The organism is Halomonas sp. KO116 (assembly GCF_000734975.2).
In the GTDB taxonomy this organism is placed as follows: domain Bacteria; phylum Pseudomonadota; class Gammaproteobacteria; order Pseudomonadales; family Halomonadaceae; genus Vreelandella; species Vreelandella glaciei.
Genome location: NZ_CP011052.1, coordinates 1,903,983 through 1,926,937 on the forward strand (window position 1 = coordinate 1,903,983; position 22,955 = coordinate 1,926,937).

The 22,955-nt window shown below is 53.7% G+C and carries 24 protein-coding genes; 12 read left to right on the forward strand and 12 right to left on the reverse strand.

Going from position 1 to position 22,955, the window contains the following annotated elements:
- Positions 1-88: 88 nt before the first annotated feature.
- Positions 89-1,177 (reverse strand): histone deacetylase family protein, encoded by a 1,089-nt coding sequence (locus KO116_RS08780; RefSeq protein WP_035556936.1) that lies wholly within the window; start codon positions 1,175-1,177, stop codon positions 89-91.
- Positions 1,178-1,265: 88 nt separating this feature from the next.
- Positions 1,266-1,757 (reverse strand): flavodoxin family protein, encoded by a 492-nt coding sequence (locus KO116_RS08785; RefSeq protein WP_035556939.1) that lies wholly within the window; start codon positions 1,755-1,757, stop codon positions 1,266-1,268.
- A gap of 93 nt (positions 1,758-1,850) precedes the next feature.
- Between KO116_RS08785 and KO116_RS08790 the strand changes: the two genes are divergently transcribed.
- The 11 genes from KO116_RS08790 (at position 1,851) to KO116_RS08840 (ending at position 11,224) form a co-directional block, all read left to right on the forward strand.
- Positions 1,851-2,225, forward strand: coding sequence for a thiol-disulfide oxidoreductase DCC family protein (locus tag KO116_RS08790; RefSeq protein WP_035556942.1), 375 nt, complete (start codon positions 1,851-1,853; stop codon positions 2,223-2,225).
- A gap of 23 nt (positions 2,226-2,248) precedes the next feature.
- Positions 2,249-2,806 carry a hypothetical protein gene (locus KO116_RS08795; protein ID WP_045812108.1) on the forward strand — a complete coding sequence of 186 codons (558 nt, stop codon included), beginning with the start codon at positions 2,249-2,251 and terminating at the stop codon, positions 2,804-2,806.
- 72 nt (positions 2,807-2,878) lie between these two features.
- The gene (locus KO116_RS08800; RefSeq protein ID WP_035556946.1) at positions 2,879-3,355 is read left to right on the forward strand and encodes a YbhB/YbcL family Raf kinase inhibitor-like protein; all 477 of its coding nucleotides are present in this window, start codon (positions 2,879-2,881) and stop codon (positions 3,353-3,355) included.
- Between the two features lie 103 nt (positions 3,356-3,458).
- Positions 3,459-3,797: a zinc ribbon domain-containing protein YjdM gene (locus tag KO116_RS08805; protein WP_035556949.1), complete on the forward strand. Its 339-nt coding sequence runs from the start codon at positions 3,459-3,461 to the stop codon at positions 3,795-3,797.
- Positions 3,798-4,371: 574 nt separating this feature from the next.
- Positions 4,372-4,836, forward strand: a complete 465-nt coding sequence (locus tag KO116_RS08810; protein ID WP_035556952.1) for an SUF system Fe-S cluster assembly regulator — start codon at positions 4,372-4,374, stop codon at positions 4,834-4,836.
- Positions 4,837-4,914: 78 nt separating this feature from the next.
- Positions 4,915-6,357 carry a Fe-S cluster assembly protein SufB gene (gene sufB / locus KO116_RS08815; protein WP_035556955.1) on the forward strand — a complete coding sequence of 481 codons (1,443 nt, stop codon included), beginning with the start codon at positions 4,915-4,917 and terminating at the stop codon, positions 6,355-6,357.
- 71 nt (positions 6,358-6,428) lie between these two features.
- Positions 6,429-7,178: a Fe-S cluster assembly ATPase SufC gene (gene sufC, locus KO116_RS08820; RefSeq protein WP_035556959.1), complete on the forward strand. Its 750-nt coding sequence runs from the start codon at positions 6,429-6,431 to the stop codon at positions 7,176-7,178.
- Positions 7,175-8,515: a Fe-S cluster assembly protein SufD gene (gene sufD / locus KO116_RS08825; RefSeq protein ID WP_035556962.1), complete on the forward strand. Its 1,341-nt coding sequence runs from the start codon at positions 7,175-7,177 to the stop codon at positions 8,513-8,515. The genes sufC and sufD overlap by 4 nt, the downstream gene beginning before the upstream one ends.
- Positions 8,516-8,598: 83 nt before the next feature.
- On the forward strand, positions 8,599-9,864 hold the full coding sequence (locus KO116_RS08830) for an aminotransferase class V-fold PLP-dependent enzyme (RefSeq protein WP_035556965.1): 1,266 nt from the start codon (positions 8,599-8,601) through the stop codon (positions 9,862-9,864).
- A gap of 49 nt (positions 9,865-9,913) precedes the next feature.
- Positions 9,914-10,483: a putative Fe-S cluster assembly protein SufT gene (gene sufT, locus KO116_RS08835; protein WP_035556968.1), complete on the forward strand. Its 570-nt coding sequence runs from the start codon at positions 9,914-9,916 to the stop codon at positions 10,481-10,483.
- A gap of 18 nt (positions 10,484-10,501) precedes the next feature.
- Positions 10,502-11,224, forward strand: a complete 723-nt coding sequence (locus tag KO116_RS08840; protein ID WP_035556970.1) for a SanA/YdcF family protein — start codon at positions 10,502-10,504, stop codon at positions 11,222-11,224.
- On the opposite strand, the gene KO116_RS08845 is transcribed toward KO116_RS08840, so the two are convergent.
- From KO116_RS08845 to KO116_RS08860, 4 genes are all read right to left on the reverse strand, one after another.
- Complete coding sequence (locus tag KO116_RS08845) at positions 11,221-11,667, reverse strand: hypothetical protein (RefSeq protein WP_035556972.1); 447 nt, start codon at positions 11,665-11,667, stop codon at positions 11,221-11,223. The genes KO116_RS08840 and KO116_RS08845 overlap by 4 nt on opposite strands.
- Positions 11,668-11,754: 87 nt before the next feature.
- Positions 11,755-12,663, reverse strand: a complete 909-nt coding sequence (gene rimK / locus KO116_RS08850) for a 30S ribosomal protein S6--L-glutamate ligase (protein ID WP_035556974.1) — start codon at positions 12,661-12,663, stop codon at positions 11,755-11,757.
- Positions 12,664-12,706: 43 nt separating this feature from the next.
- Positions 12,707-13,147: an ATP-dependent zinc protease family protein gene (locus KO116_RS08855; RefSeq protein ID WP_008957021.1), complete on the reverse strand. Its 441-nt coding sequence runs from the start codon at positions 13,145-13,147 to the stop codon at positions 12,707-12,709.
- A 36-nt stretch (positions 13,148-13,183) separates the two neighbouring features.
- Positions 13,184-14,221, reverse strand: a complete 1,038-nt coding sequence (locus KO116_RS08860; RefSeq protein ID WP_035556976.1) for a DUF3549 family protein — start codon at positions 14,219-14,221, stop codon at positions 13,184-13,186.
- A gap of 313 nt (positions 14,222-14,534) precedes the next feature.
- Between KO116_RS08860 and KO116_RS08865 the strand changes: the two genes are divergently transcribed.
- Positions 14,535-14,867 (forward strand): YqcC family protein, encoded by a 333-nt coding sequence (locus tag KO116_RS08865; protein ID WP_008957019.1) that lies wholly within the window; start codon positions 14,535-14,537, stop codon positions 14,865-14,867.
- A 92-nt stretch (positions 14,868-14,959) separates the two neighbouring features.
- On the opposite strand, the gene KO116_RS08870 is transcribed toward KO116_RS08865, so the two are convergent.
- The 6 genes from KO116_RS08870 to KO116_RS08895 form a co-directional block, all read right to left on the reverse strand.
- A complete protein-coding gene (locus KO116_RS08870) occupies positions 14,960-15,583 on the reverse strand; it encodes an OmpW/AlkL family protein (RefSeq protein WP_035556978.1) in 624 nt (207 codons plus the stop codon).
- A gap of 269 nt (positions 15,584-15,852) precedes the next feature.
- On the reverse strand, positions 15,853-17,343 hold the full coding sequence (gene putP / locus KO116_RS08875) for a sodium/proline symporter PutP (RefSeq protein ID WP_008957017.1): 1,491 nt from the start codon (positions 17,341-17,343) through the stop codon (positions 15,853-15,855).
- Positions 17,344-17,535: 192 nt separating this feature from the next.
- Positions 17,536-20,727: a bifunctional proline dehydrogenase/L-glutamate gamma-semialdehyde dehydrogenase PutA gene (putA, locus tag KO116_RS08880; RefSeq protein ID WP_035556980.1), complete on the reverse strand. Its 3,192-nt coding sequence runs from the start codon at positions 20,725-20,727 to the stop codon at positions 17,536-17,538.
- Between the two features lie 150 nt (positions 20,728-20,877).
- Positions 20,878-21,711 (reverse strand): AraC family transcriptional regulator, encoded by an 834-nt coding sequence (locus tag KO116_RS08885; protein ID WP_035556982.1) that lies wholly within the window; start codon positions 21,709-21,711, stop codon positions 20,878-20,880.
- A 24-nt stretch (positions 21,712-21,735) separates the two neighbouring features.
- Positions 21,736-22,095, reverse strand: a complete 360-nt coding sequence (locus tag KO116_RS08890) for a hypothetical protein (RefSeq protein ID WP_008957014.1) — start codon at positions 22,093-22,095, stop codon at positions 21,736-21,738.
- 271 nt (positions 22,096-22,366) lie between these two features.
- The gene (locus tag KO116_RS08895) at positions 22,367-22,774 is read right to left on the reverse strand and encodes a CBS domain-containing protein (protein WP_035557597.1); all 408 of its coding nucleotides are present in this window, start codon (positions 22,772-22,774) and stop codon (positions 22,367-22,369) included.
- Positions 22,775-22,955: the final 181 nt, after the last annotated feature.

The following is a 22,955-nucleotide window of genomic DNA, read 5'->3' on the forward strand; positions in this document are numbered from 1 at the left end:
CCATAGCCTTAGCTACTCAAACGGCATCCTTCGAGGTGCCGTTTTTATTTGTCAGGCCTTTGCTCAGAAAAAACTACTCCGAATAGCCCTATTCAGACTGAAAAGCAGTGCGGTGAAAATCCGCTGCGGCTTGTACTTCCGCAATGCCGCAGGTATCGGGTACCGGAACTGTGTTGCCCGCCAGAACCGCGAGTACCGCCCTTGTACCGTTGGCCAGTGACTCAAGGTTGTAGCCGCCCTCTAATACGAATACCAAACGGCCCTCGCAATGCTGTTCGGCCAGCTGTTGCATAAAGCCGGTTAGCGCGCCAAACCCTTCGTAGGAGACGTTGAGCGCCAAGTCATGCCAGTGGGGGTCAAAGCCTGCTGATACTAAAATGATATCAGGTTTAAACCAGGCAGCTGCTGGCGCCAGGATGTCGCGAAAGGCTTTCAAATACGCTTCATCACCGGCGCCAGCAGGTAGCGGCACGTTGATGGTGGTGCCTTCCGCCAAACCGGCGCCTACTTCTTCCAGGTGGCCAGAGCCGGGGTAAAAGGGGGCGGCGCGGTGAATATCAAAAAGCATCACATCGGGCTCTGCCCAGAAAATATCCTGTGTACCGTTGCCGTGGTGGGCGTCCCAATCAACAATGAGCACTCTTTCGCAACCTAGCGCGCTGCGGGCATGGGCTGCCGCCACAGCTACATTGTTAAACAAGCAAAAGCCGCGGGCGCGAACGGGCTCTGCGTGGTGCCCTGGCGGGCGCACAAGAGCAAAGGCGCTTTTAGTACGTTTTTCCATCACTGCTTCCACTGCGGCAATAGCCGTTCCAGCGGCGACTTCAGCAGCATCAACGCTACCCGGTGAGACCGCCGTGGTGTCCACATCCAGCCAAGCATTTTTGCCGCGCAGGCTGAAAATGTCGCTTAGATAGGAAGTGGTATGCACACGCGCTAACTGCTCATGGGTAGCCGCTTTACCCCCTTCAATTTTTAAGCCTTCAATGGGGGCTCTCTCAAGCAGCTGTTGAATAGCGGTTAATCGCCCAGGGTGCTCGGGATATTTCCAAGGCACGGGTAAGCCAGCAAGCAGATGGCGAATGCGCTTATCGATTCGCTGGGGTAAAAAGTCAGCGTCGATATTGGGTTCGTGAGCGAATACGCGATCATCATAGAAGGCAATGACATTGTGCATAATGGCTACCTGAAAGATGTGCGTTGATGACTCTCAATCGCACTGAATGCACGAAGTGCTTACCTACAGTAAGGCAGGCTGCGCGTGGTTATACAATGCCGCTTTCAACACTAAACGCTAAGGTCATGCTAAGTTCTTCTACTTGTTGATCTGCAAACGTTGGCTGCCATTCACCGCTTAAAATGAGCGGTGCCTGCACCCAGCGCCAGCGTAAGCCGGTCACGATGCTCTCTACTGCGCGTTGGGTGCCCGTGCCGTCATGTCCTGCGCGGATATAGAGCGCACAGGGCAATCCTTGCTTTTTTTCTAGAACAGAATAGTAGGTGCGGTCAAAGAAATCTTTTAGCGCGCCACTCATATAGCCCAGATTCTCCGTGGTACCGAGCAGGATGGCATCGCAGGCTAGTACATCCTCTGGGCCTGCCTCCAAAGGCGCTTTCACCACACACTGCACCTGCTCAAGATCGGGATGGCTAGCGCCCCGCGCGGCCGCTTCGCGCAGAAGACGGGTATTCGCTGACGGGGCATGAGCAATCACTAACAGTTGTTTACTAAATTCATTACTAAGCTCAGCATTCATAGCAAAGACCTAATGGAAACGTGGGGCAGCAAGGGGTTGCGCCACATAATGAAAATGCCACACTGCTTAAGAGTCTTAAAGTTGAGAAGCAATATGTCCAGTAAGACATTGATCAATGTCTATTACGATGCCCAGTGCCCACTTTGTCGCCAAGAGCGTCGGCGCTATGAGCGCTGGTCGGGGCGCCATGCAAAAGATATCGGTTGGCTTGACGTAAGCGAACATGAGCAAACCCTACGTGCAAAGGGTGTTGACCCTGCAGTAGCGCTGCGCTCTCTGCATATCGAAACTGCGCAAGGTCAATTAATAGAAGGTATCGACGCCTACCGTTTGTTGATGAAGCGTATTCCGTTATTGGTCCCGGTCGCTTGGCTGATCGGCTTGCCTGGGATTAAACCAGCACTGCGAACCCTTTATGATGTGTGGGTAAAGCGTCGCCTAAAGAAACAGGGCCGATGGCCTCTTTAACGTCTAGCAAAGGAAGCCTGACAATGCAGCGAAGTGCGCTATATCTAGGGGTAGTAGTAGGCGTAAGCCTATTGCTCGCGGGCTGTGCCGGCGGTGGGCAGCGTCCTTCGCCAACCCCTAGCCAGGCAGCGGCTGAAGCACCGTTACCCAGCTCGCAATCCGTCCCTGCCGCCACGACAGCGCCGGAGACCGCTATGGCGAGTGACTGGGTGCCGCCGCTGTTTATCAGTCCGGAAGAGGAAGCGTCCTATTATGTTAGCCGTTTGGCCGATCGGCGTTTTGTGACCAGCTACGGTGATCGTGACAACCGTCGTCCCTGGTACATTGCCGCTGAACGATTAGGCGAAATAGGGCTTCCTGCTGTTCCACTGCTGTTTGCTCGGTTGAACACCAGCGATGCGTATGAACAAATGTTGGTGCTCTACGCGCTACAGCTAGCCACTCAAGATCCTCAGCTAATGGTCAGAACAGGTGGCGATTACGTTCAGTTAGGGGTAGTACTTGACCCTGCGCATAATGCTGAGAATGTGGCGTCTGCTCAGCAGTGGTGGCAACAATACGCTGAGCAGGTGGCCCGATGATGAATGGACTTCATGCTCAGTAACGGCTCACCAGATAAACCAAGGCCCATCAGATAAACCAAGGAGAGAAACATGGCATTTGCACTTTCATCAATGCAGGTTACCAGTCCAGCGTTTGCCGATCATCAAGCCATTCCTTCCAAGCACACAGGGGAGGGGGAAAATGTTTCGCCTCCCCTAGTTTGGAAAGATGCCCCCGAGGGAACCCAGGGTTTCGCTGTCATCTGTCACGACCCAGATGCTCCTTTGGTCAAGGATGGCAGCTACGGCTTTGTACATTGGGTGCTCTATAACTTGCCCGCTGATACCCATGAGTTAACTGAAAAGAGTGTTGTGGGCACTGCTGGCGCCAATGATAAAGGCGAAGTGGGTTACTTTGGTCCGATGCCCCCTGAAGGGCATGGTAAGCATCTTTACTACTTCTGGGTGCTGGCGCTGGACCATCAAACCTCGCTGCCTGAAGGACTGACACTTGCCGAGTTACTCAAAGAAATAGAGCCTAATCTGCTAGGCATGAATCGTTTGGTAGGCACGTATCAGCGTGATTGATCGCATCTGCAAAAGTAGACAAGCGGAATAATCCGTGTAGGCTCCATCGCTTTCTTAGGCCTTGAATCAACCTTTTCTATTAGCCAAGCGATGGAGCCATCCCATGAGTGATCTGCCTAACTGTCCTGCCTGCGCTTCCGAATTTAGCTACGATGATGGGCTTCAATACGTCTGCCCAGAGTGTGGCCACGAGTGGTCAAAGGTAGCCGAGGAGAGCGCTGAAGAAGCTTCAGGCGTGCGCGATGCTAACGGCAACATGTTGGTCGACGGCGATAGCGTAACGGTAATCAAGGATTTGAAGGTTAAAGGCAGTTCATTGGTGGTTAAAGTAGGCACCAAAGTGAAGAGCATCCGGTTGGTGGACGGCGATCACGATATCGACTGTAAAATAGACGGCATCGGGCCGATGAAGCTTAAATCTGAATTTGTTAAGAAAGCCTAGCGTTAAAGCAGACACTCCAAAAAAATAGCCCTCTGACATCAGGGGGCTATTGATTTATTAGTCGTCTATTTTTACACAGTGGTATTGATTTGCGTACCGACGCTTCCACTTGTGGCGCCTGCGCAACGCTGTCCATTAGCGCAGTAATATGCGCTGCTTGCCCGTCTAACGCCTCTTTAAAAAAAAGCTCAGTTGAGCCTGCTGGGCTACTTGCGCTTGCTGAAGTGCCATTAATGCGCTGATCATATTATTGACTGCTGAATCCATCTTTTAATCCTCGAATAGCAAGCCGCCATCCGCAGTGATGGCACTCAATACTCAGTCGAAATTATCAGAGGCCGCTAATCTGTCTAAAGCGATAGGTAATAGGTAAATGCGCGTAATAGCTTTTTCAAATGATAATGATTGTTGTTTTTGATGCGATTAGCGTCGATCGTGCTGTTATTTTGCTCAAATTGCCAACCATTTAGCTCAAGGGCTTCACATCAAATTTATACAGGACTAAAATGGTACTCAATTGATGCAGCCAACTAATTGAATGACTGCGTACCAAGCACATAAAAGGGGAGTCGACATGCTCAAGCTTTCTCGGCTGACAGACTATGCCGCTGTAGTGATGGCACAAATTGCCCGTCACTCCCAAACATCACATGCAGCGGCCGACTTGGCTGAGGCTGTGCAGCTGCCACACCCCACGGTAAGTAAAACACTTAAAATGTTGGCACGTGCGGGGCTGCTGGTTTCCCAACGTGGTGCTCAAGGCGGTTATCGCTTGGCGCGGCCAGCATCACAGATTACGGCAGCCGACATTATTGCGGCGATTGAAGGCCCTGTTGCCATGACCGAGTGTAGCCAAGCGGAAGGCGATTGTGAGCTTGTGGCTACCTGCGGTGTGGCTGACAACTGGCAGCGGGTTTCATTGGCGATGCGAACGCTGCTTGAAAGCGTGACCTTAGCGCATTTAGCCGATACAGCGCCGATTAAATTGCCGGTGCAATTGCCAATTCAAACGATCAGCCTGTCGGCGGTGTCGGCCTAATAGCGGCACAAGTACAGCAGGCCTACTTTATTATTAAAGGCGATAACCTCGCCACCCAACTGCCCGGAGGGTATCACCATGGCAAGCGAAGAAATGGAACAGTTGGTTCGTCGCGAATACAAAGACGGCTTCGTAACCGATATTGAGAGCGACACCCTGCCACCTGGCCTGGATGAAAACACCATCGCCTTTATTTCCAAGAAGAAGGGCGAACCCGAGTGGATGCTGGAGTGGCGCCTGGATGCCTATCGTCAGTGGTTGAAGATGGAGGCACCATCTTGGGCGCATCTTGACTATCCGCCGATCAATTACCAATCGATTTCCTATTTCAGTGCGCCGAAGCGCCCGGAAGACGGCCCGCAGAGCCTGGATGAAGTCGACCCCAAGCTGCTGGAAACCTATGAGAAGTTGGGCATTCCGCTACACGAACGTGCGGCGCTGGCAGGCGTGGCAGTAGACGCAGTATTCGACTCGGTGTCGGTTGCGACCACTTTCAAAAAACAGCTGGGTGAGGCAGGCGTTATTTTCTGCTCTATCTCCGAGGCTATCCGCGACTACCCGGAACTGATCAAGCAGTATCTGGGCACCGTAGTGCCTGTGGCAGACAACTACTTTGCGGCGCTGAACTCAGCGGTATTCACCGACGGCTCCTTTGTATTTGTGCCGGAAGGCGTGACCTGCCCGATGGAGCTGTCCACTTACTTCCGCATTAACGCGGCCAATACCGGCCAGTTTGAGCGCACGCTGATTATTTGCGAAAGCCGCGCCCAGGTTTCCTACCTGGAGGGCTGTACCGCGCCAATGCGCGATGAAAACCAGCTGCACGCCGCGGTGGTAGAGCTTGTCGCCCTAGACGACGCCTATATCAAATACTCCACGGTACAGAACTGGTATCCCGGTGATGAGAATGGCAAGGGCGGTATCTACAACTTCGTTACTAAGCGTGGCGACTGCCGTGGCGACCGCTCGCGCATCAGCTGGACGCAGGTAGAGACCGGCTCGGCGATTACCTGGAAATACCCTTCCTGCGTTTTACGGGGTAAAGACAGTATCGGCGAGTTCTACTCTGTTGCGGTCACGAATGGCCGCCAACAGGCCGATACCGGCACCAAGATGATTCACATTGGCGAAGGTACCCGTTCGTATATCGTTGCTAAAGGTATCTCTGCCGGTCGCAGCAATCAGTCGTATCGCGGCTTGGTGAAAATCGGCCCGCGCGCCAAAGGGGCACGTAACTTTACCCAGTGTGACTCTTTGCTGATTGGCGATAAGTGCGGTGCGCACACCTTCCCTTATCAAGAAATTGGCAACAGTACGGCGACCATTGAGCACGAAGCGACCACTTCTAAAATCGGTGAAGACCAGCTGTTCTACTGCCAGAGCCGCGGTATCTCGGAAGAAGACGCGGTCAGCATGATTGTGAATGGCTTCTGTAAAGACGTCTTCCAAGAGCTGCCGATGGAGTTTGCCGTGGAAGCGGAAGCGCTGCTCAACGTTACCCTGGAAGGTGCGGTAGGTTAATCCCTAGCCGTTCAGTCACTCATTTTATTAGTGTCGCCGTAGCGACTCGCCAGAATTATAAGGTAATCAATATGTTGCAAGTTAATGATTTACACGTCACCGTCGAAGGCAATGAAATTCTGAAAGGACTCACCCTGACTATCAACGCGGGTGAAGTGCACGCCATCATGGGGCCGAATGGCGCGGGTAAATCGACGCTATCGGCAGTCATTGCCGGTAAAGATGGCTACGAAGTCACTCAGGGCACGGTTACCTTTGAAGGCAAAGACGTGCTTGAGATGGAAATTGAAGAGCGCGCCCAGGCTGGCTTGCTGCTGGGTTTCCAGTACCCGGTCGAGATTCCAGGGGTTAAGAATATCTACCTGCTGAAGTCTGCGCTTAATGCCCAGCGTGTCGCTCGCGGCGAAGGTGAAATGCCAGCGCCGGAGTTTATGAAGCTGGTGAAAGAGAAGCTTGGTTACATGAAAATGGACGCTAGCTTCCTGCAGCGCGCCGTTAACGAAGGTTTCTCAGGCGGCGAGAAAAAACGCAACGAGATCCTGCAAATGCTGGTGCTTCAGCCGAAGCTTGCCATGCTCGATGAGATCGATTCCGGCCTGGATATCGACGCCATGAAAGTGGTCGCCGATGGTGTCAACAGCCTGCGCGCTGAAGACCGCGCCATTCTGCTGGTCACCCACTACCAGCGTCTGCTGGATTACATCATTCCCGACAAGGTTCATGTCTTGGTCGATGGCCGTATTGTCAAAACTGGCGACGCTGAGCTGGCCAAACAGCTGGAAGCCAATGGGTACGAAGGTATCGAGGAGTCTGTGGCATGAGCGATACGCAAACCTTTTTAGACACGCTGAAGGCGCGCAGCTCGAACTACACGGCGGAACCCACCTGGATTGCCGCTCGTCGTCAGGCAGGTGCCGCACGTTTTGAGGCGCTGGGTTTTCCCACTCGTCGCGATGAAGAGTGGAAGTACACCGACGTGCGCTCGATTGCCCAGGGTAACTTTGCGCTAGCTGACAACGCCGAGTTCTCTCAGGCCAGTGCCGCGGCGCTAACGCTGCCCATTGATGCTTACCGCTTAACCTTTGTGGATGGCGTTTTCTCATCGGCGCTTTCGGATCTGGACTCGCTGCCGTCAAGCGTCCAGGTGTTACCGCTTTCCAAGGCGCTGGCGGAGAACCACGAAGCGGTTGGTGGCCCGCTGGGTCGCTTAACTGGGGTGGATTTCTCACCGTTTGCGGCGCTGAATACGGCGTTTATGGAAGAGGGCGCTGTGGTTCGCATTGCACCGGGAGCAGTCGTTGAGAAACCTATCCTGCTGCAGTTTCTGTCCCGCGCTGGCCAGCCAGTGATGTGCCACCCGCGCGTACTGGTGGAAGCAGGTAGCCGCAGCGAAGCCACGCTGATTGAACACTACACCGGTGAAAGCGAAGCGACTAACTTCACTAACGTGGTTGGCGAACTGATGCTCGACCGTGGGGCGATTCTTGCTCACTACAAACTTCAAGAAGCACCGTTGGGTGATATGCACGTGGCGAGCATTCACGTGGAGCAGGGCCGCGACACGCGCTATACCTCCTACAACCTGAGCCTGGGCGGTGCGCTGGTGCGTAACGACTTGATCAGCGACTTGAACGGCCAGGGCGCTGAAACCAACTTCCTGGGCCTGTTCTTTGGTCAGGGTCGTCAGCACGTCGATAACCACACCAAGGTCAACCACAATGCGCCGCTGACGTTCTCCAATGAGAACTACAAAGGCATTCTGGATGACCGCGCTCACGGCGTGTTTAACGGCAAGGTCTACGTCAAGCGCGACAGCCAGAAAATTGAAGGGTTTCAGAGCAATCAAAACCTACTGCTGTCGGATCGTGCCCACATCGATGCCAAGCCTGAGCTTGAAATCTACGCCGATGATGTTAAGTGTTCACACGGCACCACTACCGGCCAGCTGGACGAAGAGGCGATCTATGCCCTGCGCACGCGCGGTATCGATGAAGCCACCGCACGAGGCCTGTTAACCCTCGCCTTTGCGGGAGAGGTGTTGGATAAAGTTAGCCTGGATGCGATTGCCGAACGCGTTGAACTCGCGGTTGCGGGTAAGTTGCCGGAGCGCTTTAATCTTGCTGGGCTTGTTGAAGCGGCAGCCGCAATTAACGACTAGCTCTTTAAGACCCGCTTTTAAAGGTCAGCTTTTAAAGGCCCGCTGTTAAAGACCAGCTTCAAGGGCTCAACGAGGAGTGATTGATGCCAAATACCGTTATTGAGCAGGCGCCCACGCAAGTGCAAGCACCCTTTGATGTCGCCCGTCTGCGTCAGGATTTTCCGGTGCTTGCCCGTGAAGTGCACGGCAAACCGTTAATCTATTTAGACAATGCGGCGACTAGCCAGACGCCTCAACAGGTGATTGACGTTTTTAGCGATTACTACTCGCGCTATAACGCCAATATTCACCGCGGGCTGCATACCCTTGCCGATGAGGCGACGGCGGCGTTTGAAGGCACGCGTCACAAGGTTCGGGCTTTTCTCAACGCGGAAGATGCGCGTCAGATCATCTTTACCCGTGGCACCACGGAAGCCATCAATCTAGTCGTGCAGAGCTGGGGGCGTAAAACCCTCGCACCTGGCGATGAAGTGCTGATCTCAATGTTGGAGCACCACTCCAATATTGTGCCCTGGCAATTATTGGCCGCCGAGATCGGGTTTACCATTAAGGTGATTCCCGTTGAAGCCAATGGCGCATTGGATATGGCTGCTTATCGCGCACTGCTGAGTGAGCGTACAAAGCTGGTAGCGGTCAATCATGTCTCTAATGCGTTAGGGACTATTAACCCTGTGCGGGAAATGGCGGCACTTGCCCACCAGCACGGTGCCTTGATTCTGATTGATGGCGCCCAAGCTGCCCCTCATCAGGTAGTCGATGTGCAGGCGATTGATGCTGACTTTTACGCCTTCTCTGGCCACAAAGTGTATGGGCCAACCGGCGTAGGCGTGCTGTATGGCAAGCAGGCTTTGCTGGAAGCGATGCCGCCTTGGCAGGGCGGCGGTGAGATGATTAAAACCGTCTCTTTCGGTGCAGGCACCACCTTCGCCGATATTCCGCACAAGTTTGAAGCCGGAACGCCCGCCATTGCGGAAGTCATTGCTCTGGGGCGTGCACTTGAGTGGGTAGAAAGCGTTGGTGTTGATGCCATCGGCGAGTGGGAAGGGCAATTGCTTTACCGCGCGACGCAAGCAGCTGGACGAATCGATGGGCTGCGTATTTTAGGCACCGCACCGCAAAAAGCAGGCGTGCTTTCGTTTGTGGTGGAAAGGGCGCATTCGCAAGACATCGGCTTATTGATAGATCAACTCGGCGTGGCTATTCGTACCGGCCACCACTGTGCGCAGCCCTTGCTGCATCATTTCGGAGTCGATGCGACGTGCCGTGCTTCATTTGCTGCGTATAATACGCTCGAAGAAGTGGATAGCTTTATTGAAGCACTCAACCGTGTCATTGGTATGGTGCGTTAAGGTCGGTTCTTTAAGGCCAGCTCTTTGAAGAACGTTTTTAAGGACAGATATGGATCTTGAGCAAGTAGCCAGTCTCGAACGGGGTCAACAGTTGCCGCTCCAGCGCGATGTGGAGGCTATTGCCATTCCGTTTGGTAGTACGGAAACACTGGCCGAAGATAGCGTTGTTAGTGTTATGCAGGCGAAAGGCAGTACGGTAAGCGTTGGTTTTGAAGGGCGCCTCTACTTGATTGAGGGGCGCAACTTGGATGCTTTGGGACTTGAGCCGCTACCGCGTCCTACGCTGCCTGAAACGGCTACCGAAGAGGAGATAGAGCAGTTCGTGTGGGACCAGCTACGTACCTGCTTTGATCCGGAGATTCCGGTCAATATCGTTGACCTGGGTTTGGTTTACGGTTGCCGAATTGAGCGTCTTATCAGTGGTGAGCGCATCGCTACTATCCGTATGACGTTGACCGCTCCCGGCTGTGGGATGGGTGATGTGATCGCTGCAGATGCGCGCAATAAGATTCTCGGCGCGCCGCAGATCAGCAAGGTTCACACGGAAATTGTCTTCAGCCCGCCCTGGAGCCGTGGCATGATGAGTGACGAGGCCAAGCTTGAACTCGGCATGTTCTAACCCCGGCTGGGGAGCTGGATGCATAACCTTTTGTTGAAATGGCTGAAGCGTTTATTAATGTCGCTAGGAGCACTGTCGCTGCTGGCGACATTGCTGTTTATAGGCGGCAATTTTTGGGTGCTCGCGACGACCGCCGCTTACATTGAGCGTCAGCCGCAGCAGTGTCGTCCAGCAGAGGTGGGGATTGTCTTCGGTACGTCTCACTGGACGCGTAGTGGGGTGCGAAACCCGCACTTCCATGCACGCATGCGAACCGCTGCTACTTTAATTGAACAGTCCCAGGTCGAGCATCTTTTGCTCTCCGGGGATAATCGTACCCAGGCGTATAACGAGCCACGGGCAATGTGGCGCGAGCTATATCGTCGCGGCGTCGCGCCTGAGCAGTTGACCATGGATTTTGCTGGCTTTAGCACCTACGACACGCTAGCGCGCGCCCGGGACGTCTTTCAGCTTGATAAAGCCCTGCTGGTCACCCAGAGCTGGCATCTCCCCCGCGCGGTATATATTGGGCGCGCGCTAGGCATTGATGTCACTGGCTGCGTGGCGGATGATCCTAAAGTAACGGTGGGATGGCGTTTAAAGCTGCGCGAGTGGGCGGCGCGGGTGGCCACCCTGGGCGATCTATACGTGTGGAAGAGAGAGCCCTATTTCCTGGGTACGCCCGAGCCCATAGAGATACCGAGACGTGCCCCTATCGACCTTATTCTGCCGTCATTGAACGATCGTTTTACCAATCCCTAGCGGTGGGTTTTGCGCTTTTGCAGCGCATACAGCTCGCGGATTAGTTTACGGCACCCTTGCATGCACTCCTCTACTACCGGTTCGATCGGGTCGGGTAGCGGGTGGGTATACAGCGAGGAGAGCGCCTGCATTAATACACGCTCTTGCTCCAATAGCTCATTGATGAGTACTTGGCTATCGTTGCCGACGAAGCTTTTTAGACGGCTCCAAAGCCATAAGAAATCATCGCGCTCAACGTCTGCATCCCGGGGCAGCATTTTCAAATGCGCACGGGCAAGCTCCTGCAACTTGCGCATCTGCTTGAGCCGCGCAGTGTAATGCGGCTTTAAAGCGTCACGCAGCGAGGGCCGCAGGCGTTCGATATTGTCTTGGAAATAATCAATGCTATCGGCCAGCGCTTCCAATACGCTGTCCATCGCCACTTGGCGATTATCGAGAAACATGAGCGTCTACCTCCTTCGGTGACGCAGATTGTGGGGGTGACAGCGACTATTTGCCACCCCCGAAGCGGATTATTTTAATATTTTGCCTTAGCCTTTAGGCTTGGGCGGCGCTTTACGGGCTGGTGTGGCGTTTCTTTCAATGTGTTCAATGATCATTCCTGCAATATCTTTGCCAGTGGCGTTCTCAATGCCCTGCAAACCAGGCGAAGAGTTAACCTCCATAATCACCGGGCCGTGATTCGAGCGTAGCAAGTCGACACCAGCAACGCGCAGGCCCATGGCCTTGGCTGCACGGATCGCCGTTGAACGCTCTTCAGGAGTGATTCGGATCACGCTGGCAGAGCCTCCGCGGTGTAGGTTCGAGCGAAACTCACCATCCGCCGCCTGACGCTTCATTGAGGCGACTACTTTATCGCCGATTACAAAGCAGCGGATATCGGCGCCACGCGCTTCTTTTATATACTCCTGCACCATGATATTGGCTTTCATACCCATGAAAGCCTGAATCACAGACTCTGCCGCTTGGTTAGTTTCAGCCAATACCACGCCAATCCCCTGGGTACCTTCCAACAGCTTAATAACGAGCGGAGCACCTTTGACCATGGTGATCAGGTCGGGAATGTCGTCCGGCGAGTGGGCAAAGCCGGTGATCGGCAGTCCCAGCCCTTTGCGTGATAGTAACTGCAGCGAACGCAATTTGTCCCTGGAACGGGTGATGGAGACGTTATCGTTGATAACGTAGGTGCCCATCATCTCAAACTGACGTAACAGCGCGCAGCCATAAAAGGTGACTGATGCACCAATCCGTGGGATAACCGCATCGAAAGGCTCAATCTCTTGGCCTTTATAGTGGATCGAAGGGTGATGCGAGGTAATGCTCATATAGCAGCGCAGCGTGTCCACCACACGAGCGGTATGCCCACGCTGCTCTGCAGCTTCAACCAGGCGGCGTGTAGAGTACAAATTACGGTTGCGCGATAGCAGAGCGATATGCATGTAGGTGACTCCGAGTCTAAACAAAGGCGGTTAATAAAAGGGGTTAAGGCTCACCGTGCAAAAATGCCGCACCAGGTGCAATTAGCAGGCGGCGCATGGCGCGGCGTCCTAGTAGCATTGGGTGGCGCATATTGCTGCGGTCAGTCAGGGTCAGTTCAACCGGAAAATTCAAATCACCCATTTGCATTGGGGTACGTATTACATAGCGCCACTCGCTATGCCCGTTTGAGCTGGTGACTCGGCGTCGATCATGCAAATGTAGATTGTAGCGGTGGGCGGGTGTTGTTGGCCCAGCGCTGTGGGTAATAAAACTTACCCATAGTTGACCATGTTCATCTTCATGTGTCTCTATCTCTTCTGCATGCAGGGCAGAAGTACGCGCACCAGTGTCCGCTTTACAGCATAGGTGAAGCCCTAGCTCAGGTAACGTCACCATTTCACGGCGTCCAATGACCGCCTTGGCCTGATAGGGTAATTCCTTCACGGCTCACTCCTTGCAATTAAAAATGACAACATCAAATCAAGCCTTTCTCTGCGACATCATCATGCTCAAACGGTGTTGAATATAAGAGCCTTCGGGCGCATCACGCATGGCCATCATGACCGGTAAGCGTAGCCGTGGGATGAGTGCAAGATCACGCACTACCGCGGCAAAATCAGTACGCTCATCTTCCGCCAAACGCTGTAGAAAAAGAGGTAAGCGTTCCGCGTCTTCAAGATACACCCAGCCACGCCCGGCAATGGCAGCCAGCACATCCGGCCCACAAACGGTGGTGTCTTTAAGTAAGGCGGAGTACCAATTGCCCACCGCGGTTGTATCCGTATTACCCACGGCGCGCAGACAAGCACATAAGGTTTCAATATCGCCCGCTTGTGCGGCGGCTTCGCCACGACGTTGCAGCGCGGCGACTAATGCCTGTGGCAATGGCTGGTGCTCTAAACAGTAGCACACGGAGTTAATAACGGCGGTAGGTAGGTCAGGCAGTCTCAGGGCTAACGTGTCAGCGTCAGGCGACTCCATACGCACGACGTAATCGGCAATTCCCTGTAACCCTAATGCCTGCCAATCAATCGCCTGCTGGCCGCTCAAGTAATCCTCAATCGGCTCAAAATGCTGGCTGGCAGGTAGCCCTGCGTCATAAGTTGCACGGGCATTGAACATTGCTTGAAAGGTAACGCTGGGCGTAAAGGCGAGGGGATTATCCTTCATTAAGTGGTCTACGTCCGCTGTTTCTTCACGTCCCACCTGAGAAACAGCTCGACCTAATGTTTCCAGCAGACGATTTAAAAACGCATCACGCTGAGCTGGGGCAAGTATCCCCTGTTCATCTAGTGGCAGGGCTAAAAACCAAATGGCAGGTTCGGGCATATCCCCCAAACGGAATAGAATGGCTAAACGTGCTTGGCCTTGCCAAGGTTCTGGCCACGCCAGTTCGCCACGCTCAAAGGCGGCGAGGGACTCCCGTGGGCAGGCGACCACATGGCGCCCCATATGGTAAAGGGAAACCTCTGCGCCGCTACGGGTAAAAAACTCATCAAGGGTTTGAATCGGTTGCATGACATCCTTCCGCGTTGCAAGCCTGCACTCTACCTTGATGATGGGTCACTGTCAGCCGCAAAGGCGGATAAATACCGGCCAATGGGGATGCCTTACATGACAGTGTGGTTAAAAAGTAAACAACTGTGCGAAAGGCCCATGAGAGCGAGCGCTGCGACACCTTTCCATAGTTTATCCACAGGCTCGTGCAGGTTTTCTGTGGGTCTATGGATAACTCTTCACAAGTAACCTTGATTGGCAAGCAGCCAGCCGAATGGGGATAATGGTAATAAGATACGATTTTTAATTTTACGAGGTAGTTACAAACGACGTTATGAGTACTTTTCAACCGCTACAGACAGCACTTCTAGAACTTGAAGCCGCGATGAAAGCCGCCGATCTATGGCGTATGCCAACACCTGACGCTGATGCATTCGCCAGCCAGCAGCCGTTTTGCATTGATACAATGTCACTGCCTCAATGGGTGCGCTTTGTATTCATTGCTCGCTTAAACGCCTTGATTGAGGCCCGTGCCGCCATGCCGGCCAAGTGCGAAGTGGCTCCCGCTGTGGCCGCGTATTTGCAGCAGGAGAAAACACCTGCCCACCATCAACTGCTTGTTGTACGCGCGGTAGAAAAAGTCGACCAGTTAGTCACTGAAAGCTGAACGGTATTTAAAGATGAAAGCGGTTTAAAATACAAAGCCTGCCGCAAGGCAGGCTTTGTAAATTACATCCCTCATAACGCTTTTGAAGGCGCTTAGAAGCGGTAGCTGAGGCCAGCCATTACCACTACTGGGTCGATCTCAACGGTGCCCGCCTCTACGCCGCCCACCTTGGCATCGGAATCGATATCGATGTACCACGCCGCAGCATTTAACGCCCAATGTTCATCAATCAGCAGGTCGATACCTACTTGACCCGCTGCGCCCCAGGAGTCGTCAAGCTCCAATGACGCGCCGATATCGGTTTTTTCGTCAGAGAAGCGGGTGTAGTTAATACCGGCGCCGACATAAGGCTGAATACGGGCCTCGGTACCCCCTAACGGGTAGTACTGTAGTGTGAGGGTAGGTGGCAAGTGCTTGGTAGAGCCATCGGTCACGCCTTCCACCTGCAGGTCGTGTTTGAAGGGTAGCGCGGCCAGCAGCTCGACGCCCATTTTGTCGTGGAAGCGATAGCCTAACGTGAAGGCAAAATTCGTCTCCGCATCGACATTAACATCGGCGCCTAATATCTCACCGTTATTGCTTGTCGGGTCCACTTTTGCAACACCCACGCGGGTAAAAAAGTCACCCGCGCCATAGGCGAATACCTGGCTGCTGGTCATCAAAGCCGCAGCGGCAATACTGGAAATGAGTAGGGTGGAAAAGGCGGCTTTACGCATGAGTTGACTCCTAGTGGCATTGCTAAGCGGCTATGAATGAGCCACTTCATGATGTTTAAGAGTCTAATAAAGTGGTGATCCCTGGTTATTGATCTAGGGCAAGGGTTGGCTGTCTTAACGCCAGATCCGTTATTCACAACATGAACGGCAGGCATAAAAAGGCCACCCGAAGGTGGCCCGATCACATATAGCGCAGAAGAGCTGTAATGTAGAGACCTTCCTGTTGTCGATATATCTGACACGCAAAGGTCTCATGAACAACTTATTGGTTAGCGAGTGATGTGCTGATATTCACCCGCATCGGCCGTCATACTGCTCACTACCAGAATGGCAATAAAGGAAGCGATGAAGCCGGGAATGATCTCATACACACCGGGACCACCCATAAATTCACCGTTCCAGCCCAATGCAATCCAGATCATGACGGTAGCGGCACCCACTACCATGCCAGCGATAGCGCCAGCACCGTTCGTGCGCGACCACATCAGCGACAAGATAATCAGCGGACCAAACGCAGCACCAAAGCCTGCCCAGGCATTACTGACTAGCCCCAGTACCTGTGAATCCGGGTCTGACGCGATAACGGCCGCTACCAAGCCAACCAGTACGACACTGATCCGGCCTACGCCCACACACTCTTTATCGGTCGCTTCTTTACGAAAGAACAGGCGATAGAAGTCCTCGGTCAGTGATGAAGAAGCCACCAGCAGTTGGCTGGAAATGGTACTCATGACCGCTGCCAGCAGAGCAGCATAGAGGAAGCCAGTGATCAGCGGATGGAACAGCAGCTCGGCTAGGATAATAAAGATCGTTTCCGGATCTTCTACGTCCATGCCATTACGAACTGCGTAGGCACGTCCAAACACGCCCAGAGAGACTGCGCCAATTAGCGAGATGGCCATCCAGCTCATGCCGATATTGCGGGCAATAGGCACATCTTTCAGCGTTCGGATAGCCATGAAGCGCACAATGATATGGGGTTGGCCAAAATAACCCAGGCCCCAGGTAACGGCAGAGAGCCAGCCGATAAAGGTCAATCCTTCTGTCCATGACAGTAGCGTGGGGTCGACCTCATTGAGTGTCTGTGACGCTTGGGTGAAACCACCGCCACCTTCGCCAAACAGCACCACCGCTGGCATGATCACCAAGGCCAGCATCATGATGCAGCCTTGCACGAAGTCCGTCATGCTCACGGCCAGGAAACCGCCGACCACGGTATAGACCAGCACCACACCCAGCGTAATGATGATGCCCGTAGCGTAATCGCTCAGGCCACCAATGTTGATGACGCCAGCAAAGGCGCTTTCGAACAGCTTACCGCCTGCCACTAAGCCTGACGCCGTATATACCGCGAAAAAGATAACGATGACGATGGCGGATACCGTCCTCAGCGACATTGACCGAGTCGGGAACCGGTTGGCCAAGAAAGCTGGAATCGTAATCGCATTGCCATAGTGAACCGTCTGTTCACGCAAGCGCGGTGCCACCAGTACCCAGTTAAAGAAGGCACCCACGAACAGGCCGATACCGATCCAGGCCGAGCCCAAGCCGGATACGAACATCGCCCCGGGTAACCCCAGCAGCAACCACCCGCTCATGTCTGAAGCGCCAGCCGACAGGGCCGCCACCTTTGGGCTAAGGGTCCGGCCACCTAGCATGTAATCTTCCGAGGTGGATGTGGATTTGCGCATAGCATAAAGGCCGATGCCAATCATGAGCGCAAAGTAAGCAAAAAGGCTGATCCAAACGCCAATAGCCATAAAAAAGTCTCCTGTTTCTTAGTTATTAAGTCGGACGTAGCGCCGACAGGTTAGTGCGCTTACCGAGAAGAGTGGGTTGTGGCACAGTCTTGTTGTTAATGGCTATTATTCCCTTTTCCTGTTCACTTGACGTACCCCAGCAAACGTCAGGCTGGGGTGAGGTCGGAGAAATTTGTGGGTGGGATGAGCGGCTCACTCATCACCCAGCGCCAGTAGTGACGCGTTCCCGCCTAAAGCAGCAGTGTTATTAGTAATCGTTTTTTCAGTTACAAAGCGCTGCAGGTAGTGAAGGCCGCCAGCTTTTGGCCCTGTACCAGAAAGCCCTTGACCACCAAACGGTTGAACGCCCACCACAGCCCCAATGATATTACGGTTGATGTACACATTGCCCACGCGCATTTTCTGCGCTATTTCAGCGGCGAATGATTCGTTACGGCTATGTACGCCAAACGTCAGGCCGTAATTTCGACCGTTAATGTCATTGATAACTTTATCAAGCTCACTGGCTTTGTAACGCACGATATGCAGTATGGGCCCGAACTGCTCGCGCGTGAGTGAATCGATGCTATCAATCGTGAAGGCGACAGGCGCCACGAACGTGCCATCTTGAGTATGCTCAGCAGCCATCGGTGTTTCGGCGACCAGCCGATTTTCGGCTTTGAGTTTTTCGATGTGCTCCATTAAGCCTTTACGCGCCTCTTCATCGATCACCGGCCCCACATCGGTGCCTAAATCGCGAGGATCGCCAATGCGCAGTTCATTCATCGCGCCTTTAAGGATTTCAATGACCCGGTCGGCAACATCGTCTTGTAGATACAGTACCCGCAGCGCCGAGCAGCGCTGCCCAGCGCTCTGAAAGGCCGACTGAATCACATCTACTACCACCTGTTCAGGTAGGGCAGTAGAATCGACAATCATGGCGTTCATGCCGCCGGTTTCCGCAATCAGGGTGGCTAGCGGGGCATTTTCTCGTGCCGCCAAAGCGCGGTTGATAATTTGTGCGGTGTCGGTGCCACCGGTGAAGACGACTCCGGTGATCCGCGGGTCGGAGGTCAGCACGCTACCTACTGTGGGGCCGTCACCGGGCAGTAGTTGGACGACATCACGGGGCATGCCCGCTTCGTGGAGCAGCTCAATAACACGATGCGCGACGATAGACGTCTGTTCCGCCGGTTTGGCCAGTACCGTGTTACCTGCTACCGCCGCTGCGACAATTTGGCCGCAGAAGATCGCGACAGGGAAGTTCCAGGGGCTGATGGCTGCGAATACCCCCTTGCCACCCATAAATAAACGGTTGGATTCGCCAGTGGGGCCAGGGAGCTCGATGACTTGGCCGAAATCCTCTTCAGCGCGCATGGCGTAGAAACGGCAGAAGTCGACGGCTTCTCTAATTTCATCGACGCCATCGGTAAGCAGTTTACCGCCTTCACGTGAGCACAATGCCATTAGCTCTGGCATATGCTCTTCCATCAAATCCCCCAAGCGACGGACAATAGCCGCCCGTTCGGCCACCGGGGTGGCGTCCCAACGAGGGAAAGCGGCCCAGGCAGCATCCAGCGCCTGGGTGGCTTGCTCTTTGCTCGTCCACTGAACGCTACCGACAGTTTTTTGGCGGTCGTATGGGCTGGTAACGCTATGTGTATTGGCGGCGTCGTCAGCGACATCAAAAGCGAGCAGCGGCTTCGTCGGGTATTGCTGATCCATAAACGCGGCCATCTTCTCCATGAGCGGATAGTAATGGCTGCGTATATTCAGATTCACGCCGCGTGAATTGCGCCGTTTGGGCCCGTAAATGTCTTTGGGTAACGGAATGTTCATATTGGCCAGGTGTTTCTGCTGGCGCAGGGTTTCAATCGGGTGCTGACACAGCCACTCGACCGGTACGTCAGGGTCAACCAACTGGTGAACAAACGAGGAGTTGGCACCATTTTCAAGCAGGCGCCGCACTAAGTAGGGCAGCAGGTCTTTATGCGCACCCACGGGGGCGTAAATACGGCAGTAGGTACCTTTCGGGGCACGCTCAAGAGCAGCGTCATAAAGGGCTTCGCCCATGCCATGCAGGCGTTGAAACTCAAAAGGACGGCTATCGCGATTAGCAAATTCTAAAATAGTCGTCACAGTGTGGGCATTATGGGTAGCAAACTGCGGAAAAATACGCCCATTGGTATCGTTAGAGAGCAGGAACTGCGCGCAGGCGAGATAAGCCACATCGGTGCCCGCTTTACGTGTAAATACCGGATAGCCGTCGACCCCAAGCTGCTGGGACTCTTTAATTTCGGTATCCCAATAAGCGCCTTTGACCAAGCGCAGAGGAATCTCGTCGCCTTGCTGGTCGGCCAAGCGGTTGATGTAGTGCAGCACCGGCAGCGCGCGCTTGGAGTAGGCTTGAACCACTAAGCCAAAGTGCCCCCAGCCCTTGGCGGCTTCACTTTCGTAAACCGCACGGAAGACTTCCAGGGAAATCTCCAGGCGATCGATCTCTTCAGCGTCAATAGTGACCGCAACATCCAGTGCACGTGCCTTGCTAACCAGCTTGATGACCGTGTCGACCAGCTCGGCAAGCACTTGCTCGCGGCGGCCAAACTCATAGCGGGGGTGAAGGGCTGAGAGCTTAATGGAGACCGACGGTGCCGGGGTTTTATCGCTTAACGTTTTGCAAGTCTTGCCGACTTGCTCAATGGCCCGTGCGTAGTCATCAAAATAGCGCTGTGCATCGTTACGGGTACGGGCGGCTTCGCCCAGCATGTCGTAGGAGTAGGTATAGCCTTTATTAAACAGCGGCTTGGAGCGCTTCAGTGCTTCATTAATATCGCGACCCAGCACGAACTGCTTGCCCATTATCTTCATCGCTTCGTACATGGCGCGGCGGATCACCGGCTCACCCATACGATTAACCATGCGATTGATGAAGTTGGCGGGCTGCCCCTCTTTAGGGTGGTCTAGCTTGAGCACGCGCCCGGTCATTAACAGGCCCCAGGTAGAGGCGTTGACCATCCACGAGTCGCTCTTGCCCACGTGAGACTGCCAGTCGGCGGGGCCGAGTTTATCTTCAATCAGGGCATCGGCGGTAGCTTTGTCGGGAATGCGCAGCATGGCCTCCGCTAGGCACATCAGCATCAGGCCTTCGTGAGTATCCAGGCTGTACTGCTGGAGTAGCTCATCAATCGTATCGACGGCCGTGTCCATTTTACGGACATCCTGAACCAATGCGGCTGTATTGGCTTCAATGCGGGCAAAGTCGTCGCGGTCAGCATCCAGTACCTTGATCAGTTCGCTGACATAGGCGCTTTCATCCACTAGATAGTGGTCGCTAACGCGCGCTATGAGAGTGTCGAGATCAGTTTGCCAGATGGCAGGGTCACGCATTTTCTTGGCATTGAGCATTGAAGCCCCCGAAAGTCTGAACAGAACGAATGGGTAACAGGGCGTTACGCCCAAGCTAGTAAGCGAATGTAGAGTGCGGCTAACTCAGGTGTATGCTGATTTCACGGTAAAACATGTCAATTCCGCGGCAAGCACAGTAACTTTACGACTTTAGTATAGTTTTTGCTGGCCAGCTAGCGGCCCTAACCCAGCGTTTGAGGCACTGATCGCAACGGGTGACGCATCACCCTGGCGTAGTTTACGCGGCGACAAACCATAGCTACGCCGGAAAGCATGAGAAAGTGCGCTTTGGTTGGCAAAGCCGGTTTGAATGGCAATGTCGGTGAGCGGAAGTCGGCTTTGCAAAATCAGTTGGCGGGCCGCATTTAGCCGTTGCCGCTTGACGTATTGCCAGGGTGAAAGCCCGGTTTGGGCGCGGAAACAGTCGGAAAAATGTGCTTCGCTCAAACAAGCCAGCCGCGCTAGGTCAGCGACACGCAGCTCCTCAGCTAGGTGCTGGCGAATAAAATGATTAATTCGCGTCAAGTCCAGCCGACGTTGGTTTGAAGTGGTAGCAGAGCCCAACCTCGCTTTAAGGGAGCCTAAAAGGGTGGCCGCTAAGCGGTCTTGCTGAAAGGAGTTGGTAGAGGTATCAAACCCTTGAGCAAGTTCGCTCTCCATAAAGGCTAAGTAGTGGCGCAGTGCGTTGTCTAAACCAAAGAAACGGGGGGCATCAAATAGCGCTACTAATTCGTGATTTTCACCTGTCAAAGCGGGGGCGTCCTCGGGCAGGTCGAGAATCAATTGTCGATTATGGCCATTGCCCGAATAGTAGTGTTCGTGATTGGCGGGCACGATACAGCCCGAAAAGGCATTGACGCGCCCACCCAATCCTTCAATTTCAAACTCTGACGAGCCACACATGGTGATGACTATTTGATGAAAATCATGGGCATGATGTTGCGTGGCGCTGGCTAGAGGTATTTGTCGAATGGTGCTCGGCATAGCAGGTCTCCTGAACCGCACCAGCTACTGCTGGCGGAGGGCTGTATGTGCGGACAAATGATCGCGAAGGGCCTTAAGTTCAGCCTGGCCCTCTTGATTGAGCAATGGTTTACCCTGGGCTACCATCCAGCGTCGGCCATGCTGTTCCATTAAATGCGCGGCTCGGCGACGAATGCCATCCAAATACTCATTATGCCGAATAGGGTAGCCGATAATAGCGTTCCACTCGGTTTCGCTTACCTGGCTGTTGAGCGCTTTATCAAACAGCGCCAGTAAATCCTTAGGTTCAGTGCGGTAGCGCGGCGTGCTTGAGGTCATCAACACCAGCATTACCGCGCCAATCACCAGCAAGCACACTCCAAATACCAATAAATACAGCGCCATTCGCTGGGCTCCTAGGCGTCATCAGTTCACAAATTGTCATTTAATTATACGCTTGACGCCGCCAAGGTCGAAAATTTTACTATTTTGCGAACTTTTCCAGCGCGGCGTGTCTGAGTATGTACAGACAACAGCGCGATAGCAGTCGCTAAAGTTGTTGTTCTGGCTCTTTGTTTTGATCCCTTGCTTCCGCTACTCCTTGAGTAGCGGTTTTTTTTTGCCTGATGCTTGCCTGTTATATCGCCGCTTAAAGAAAGCGTAGCCAGCATAACGGCTAATGGCGGCGAATCATTAGCAGCGCAATTAGGATATCACGTCGTGTCACGATGCCTATCAACCGCTGTTGCTCCACGACCGGGTATACCTTGGGTTTCGCTGACCGCATTTCCTGTGCCAAGTCGGTAATGCTCTTATTCGGTGATACGCTGAGTACTTCGTGGCGCATCAACTCTTTAACGAGCGGCGCCTCATCATCGTGATAGATACTATCAAGCACACGGCCCAATACATCCTGCTCCGAAATAAAGCCGATTAAGCGGTCGGCGGCATCAACCACTGGTGCGCCTGGCAAGCGGTGCAGTGCCAGGCCCTTGGCTAATGTGGTGATTGATGCGTCGGGTGAAACACGGTAGCAATCGCGGGACATGATGTCGCGAACGATGTTGGGTGCAGCTCTACTCATCATGGACACTCCTCGATCATCGTATTCAGCGCTGTGACAATAATAAAGCTGTCGCAGGCAGTGCGTTCTGATTGTTCGTTGTTGTAGGCACTAAGGTAATATCAACTCTTTCACTGTAGGTGATTTGTTCATGGCGTGCGTCCTGCAAGCTATCTTTATTCAACGCTATAAGTACTGAATT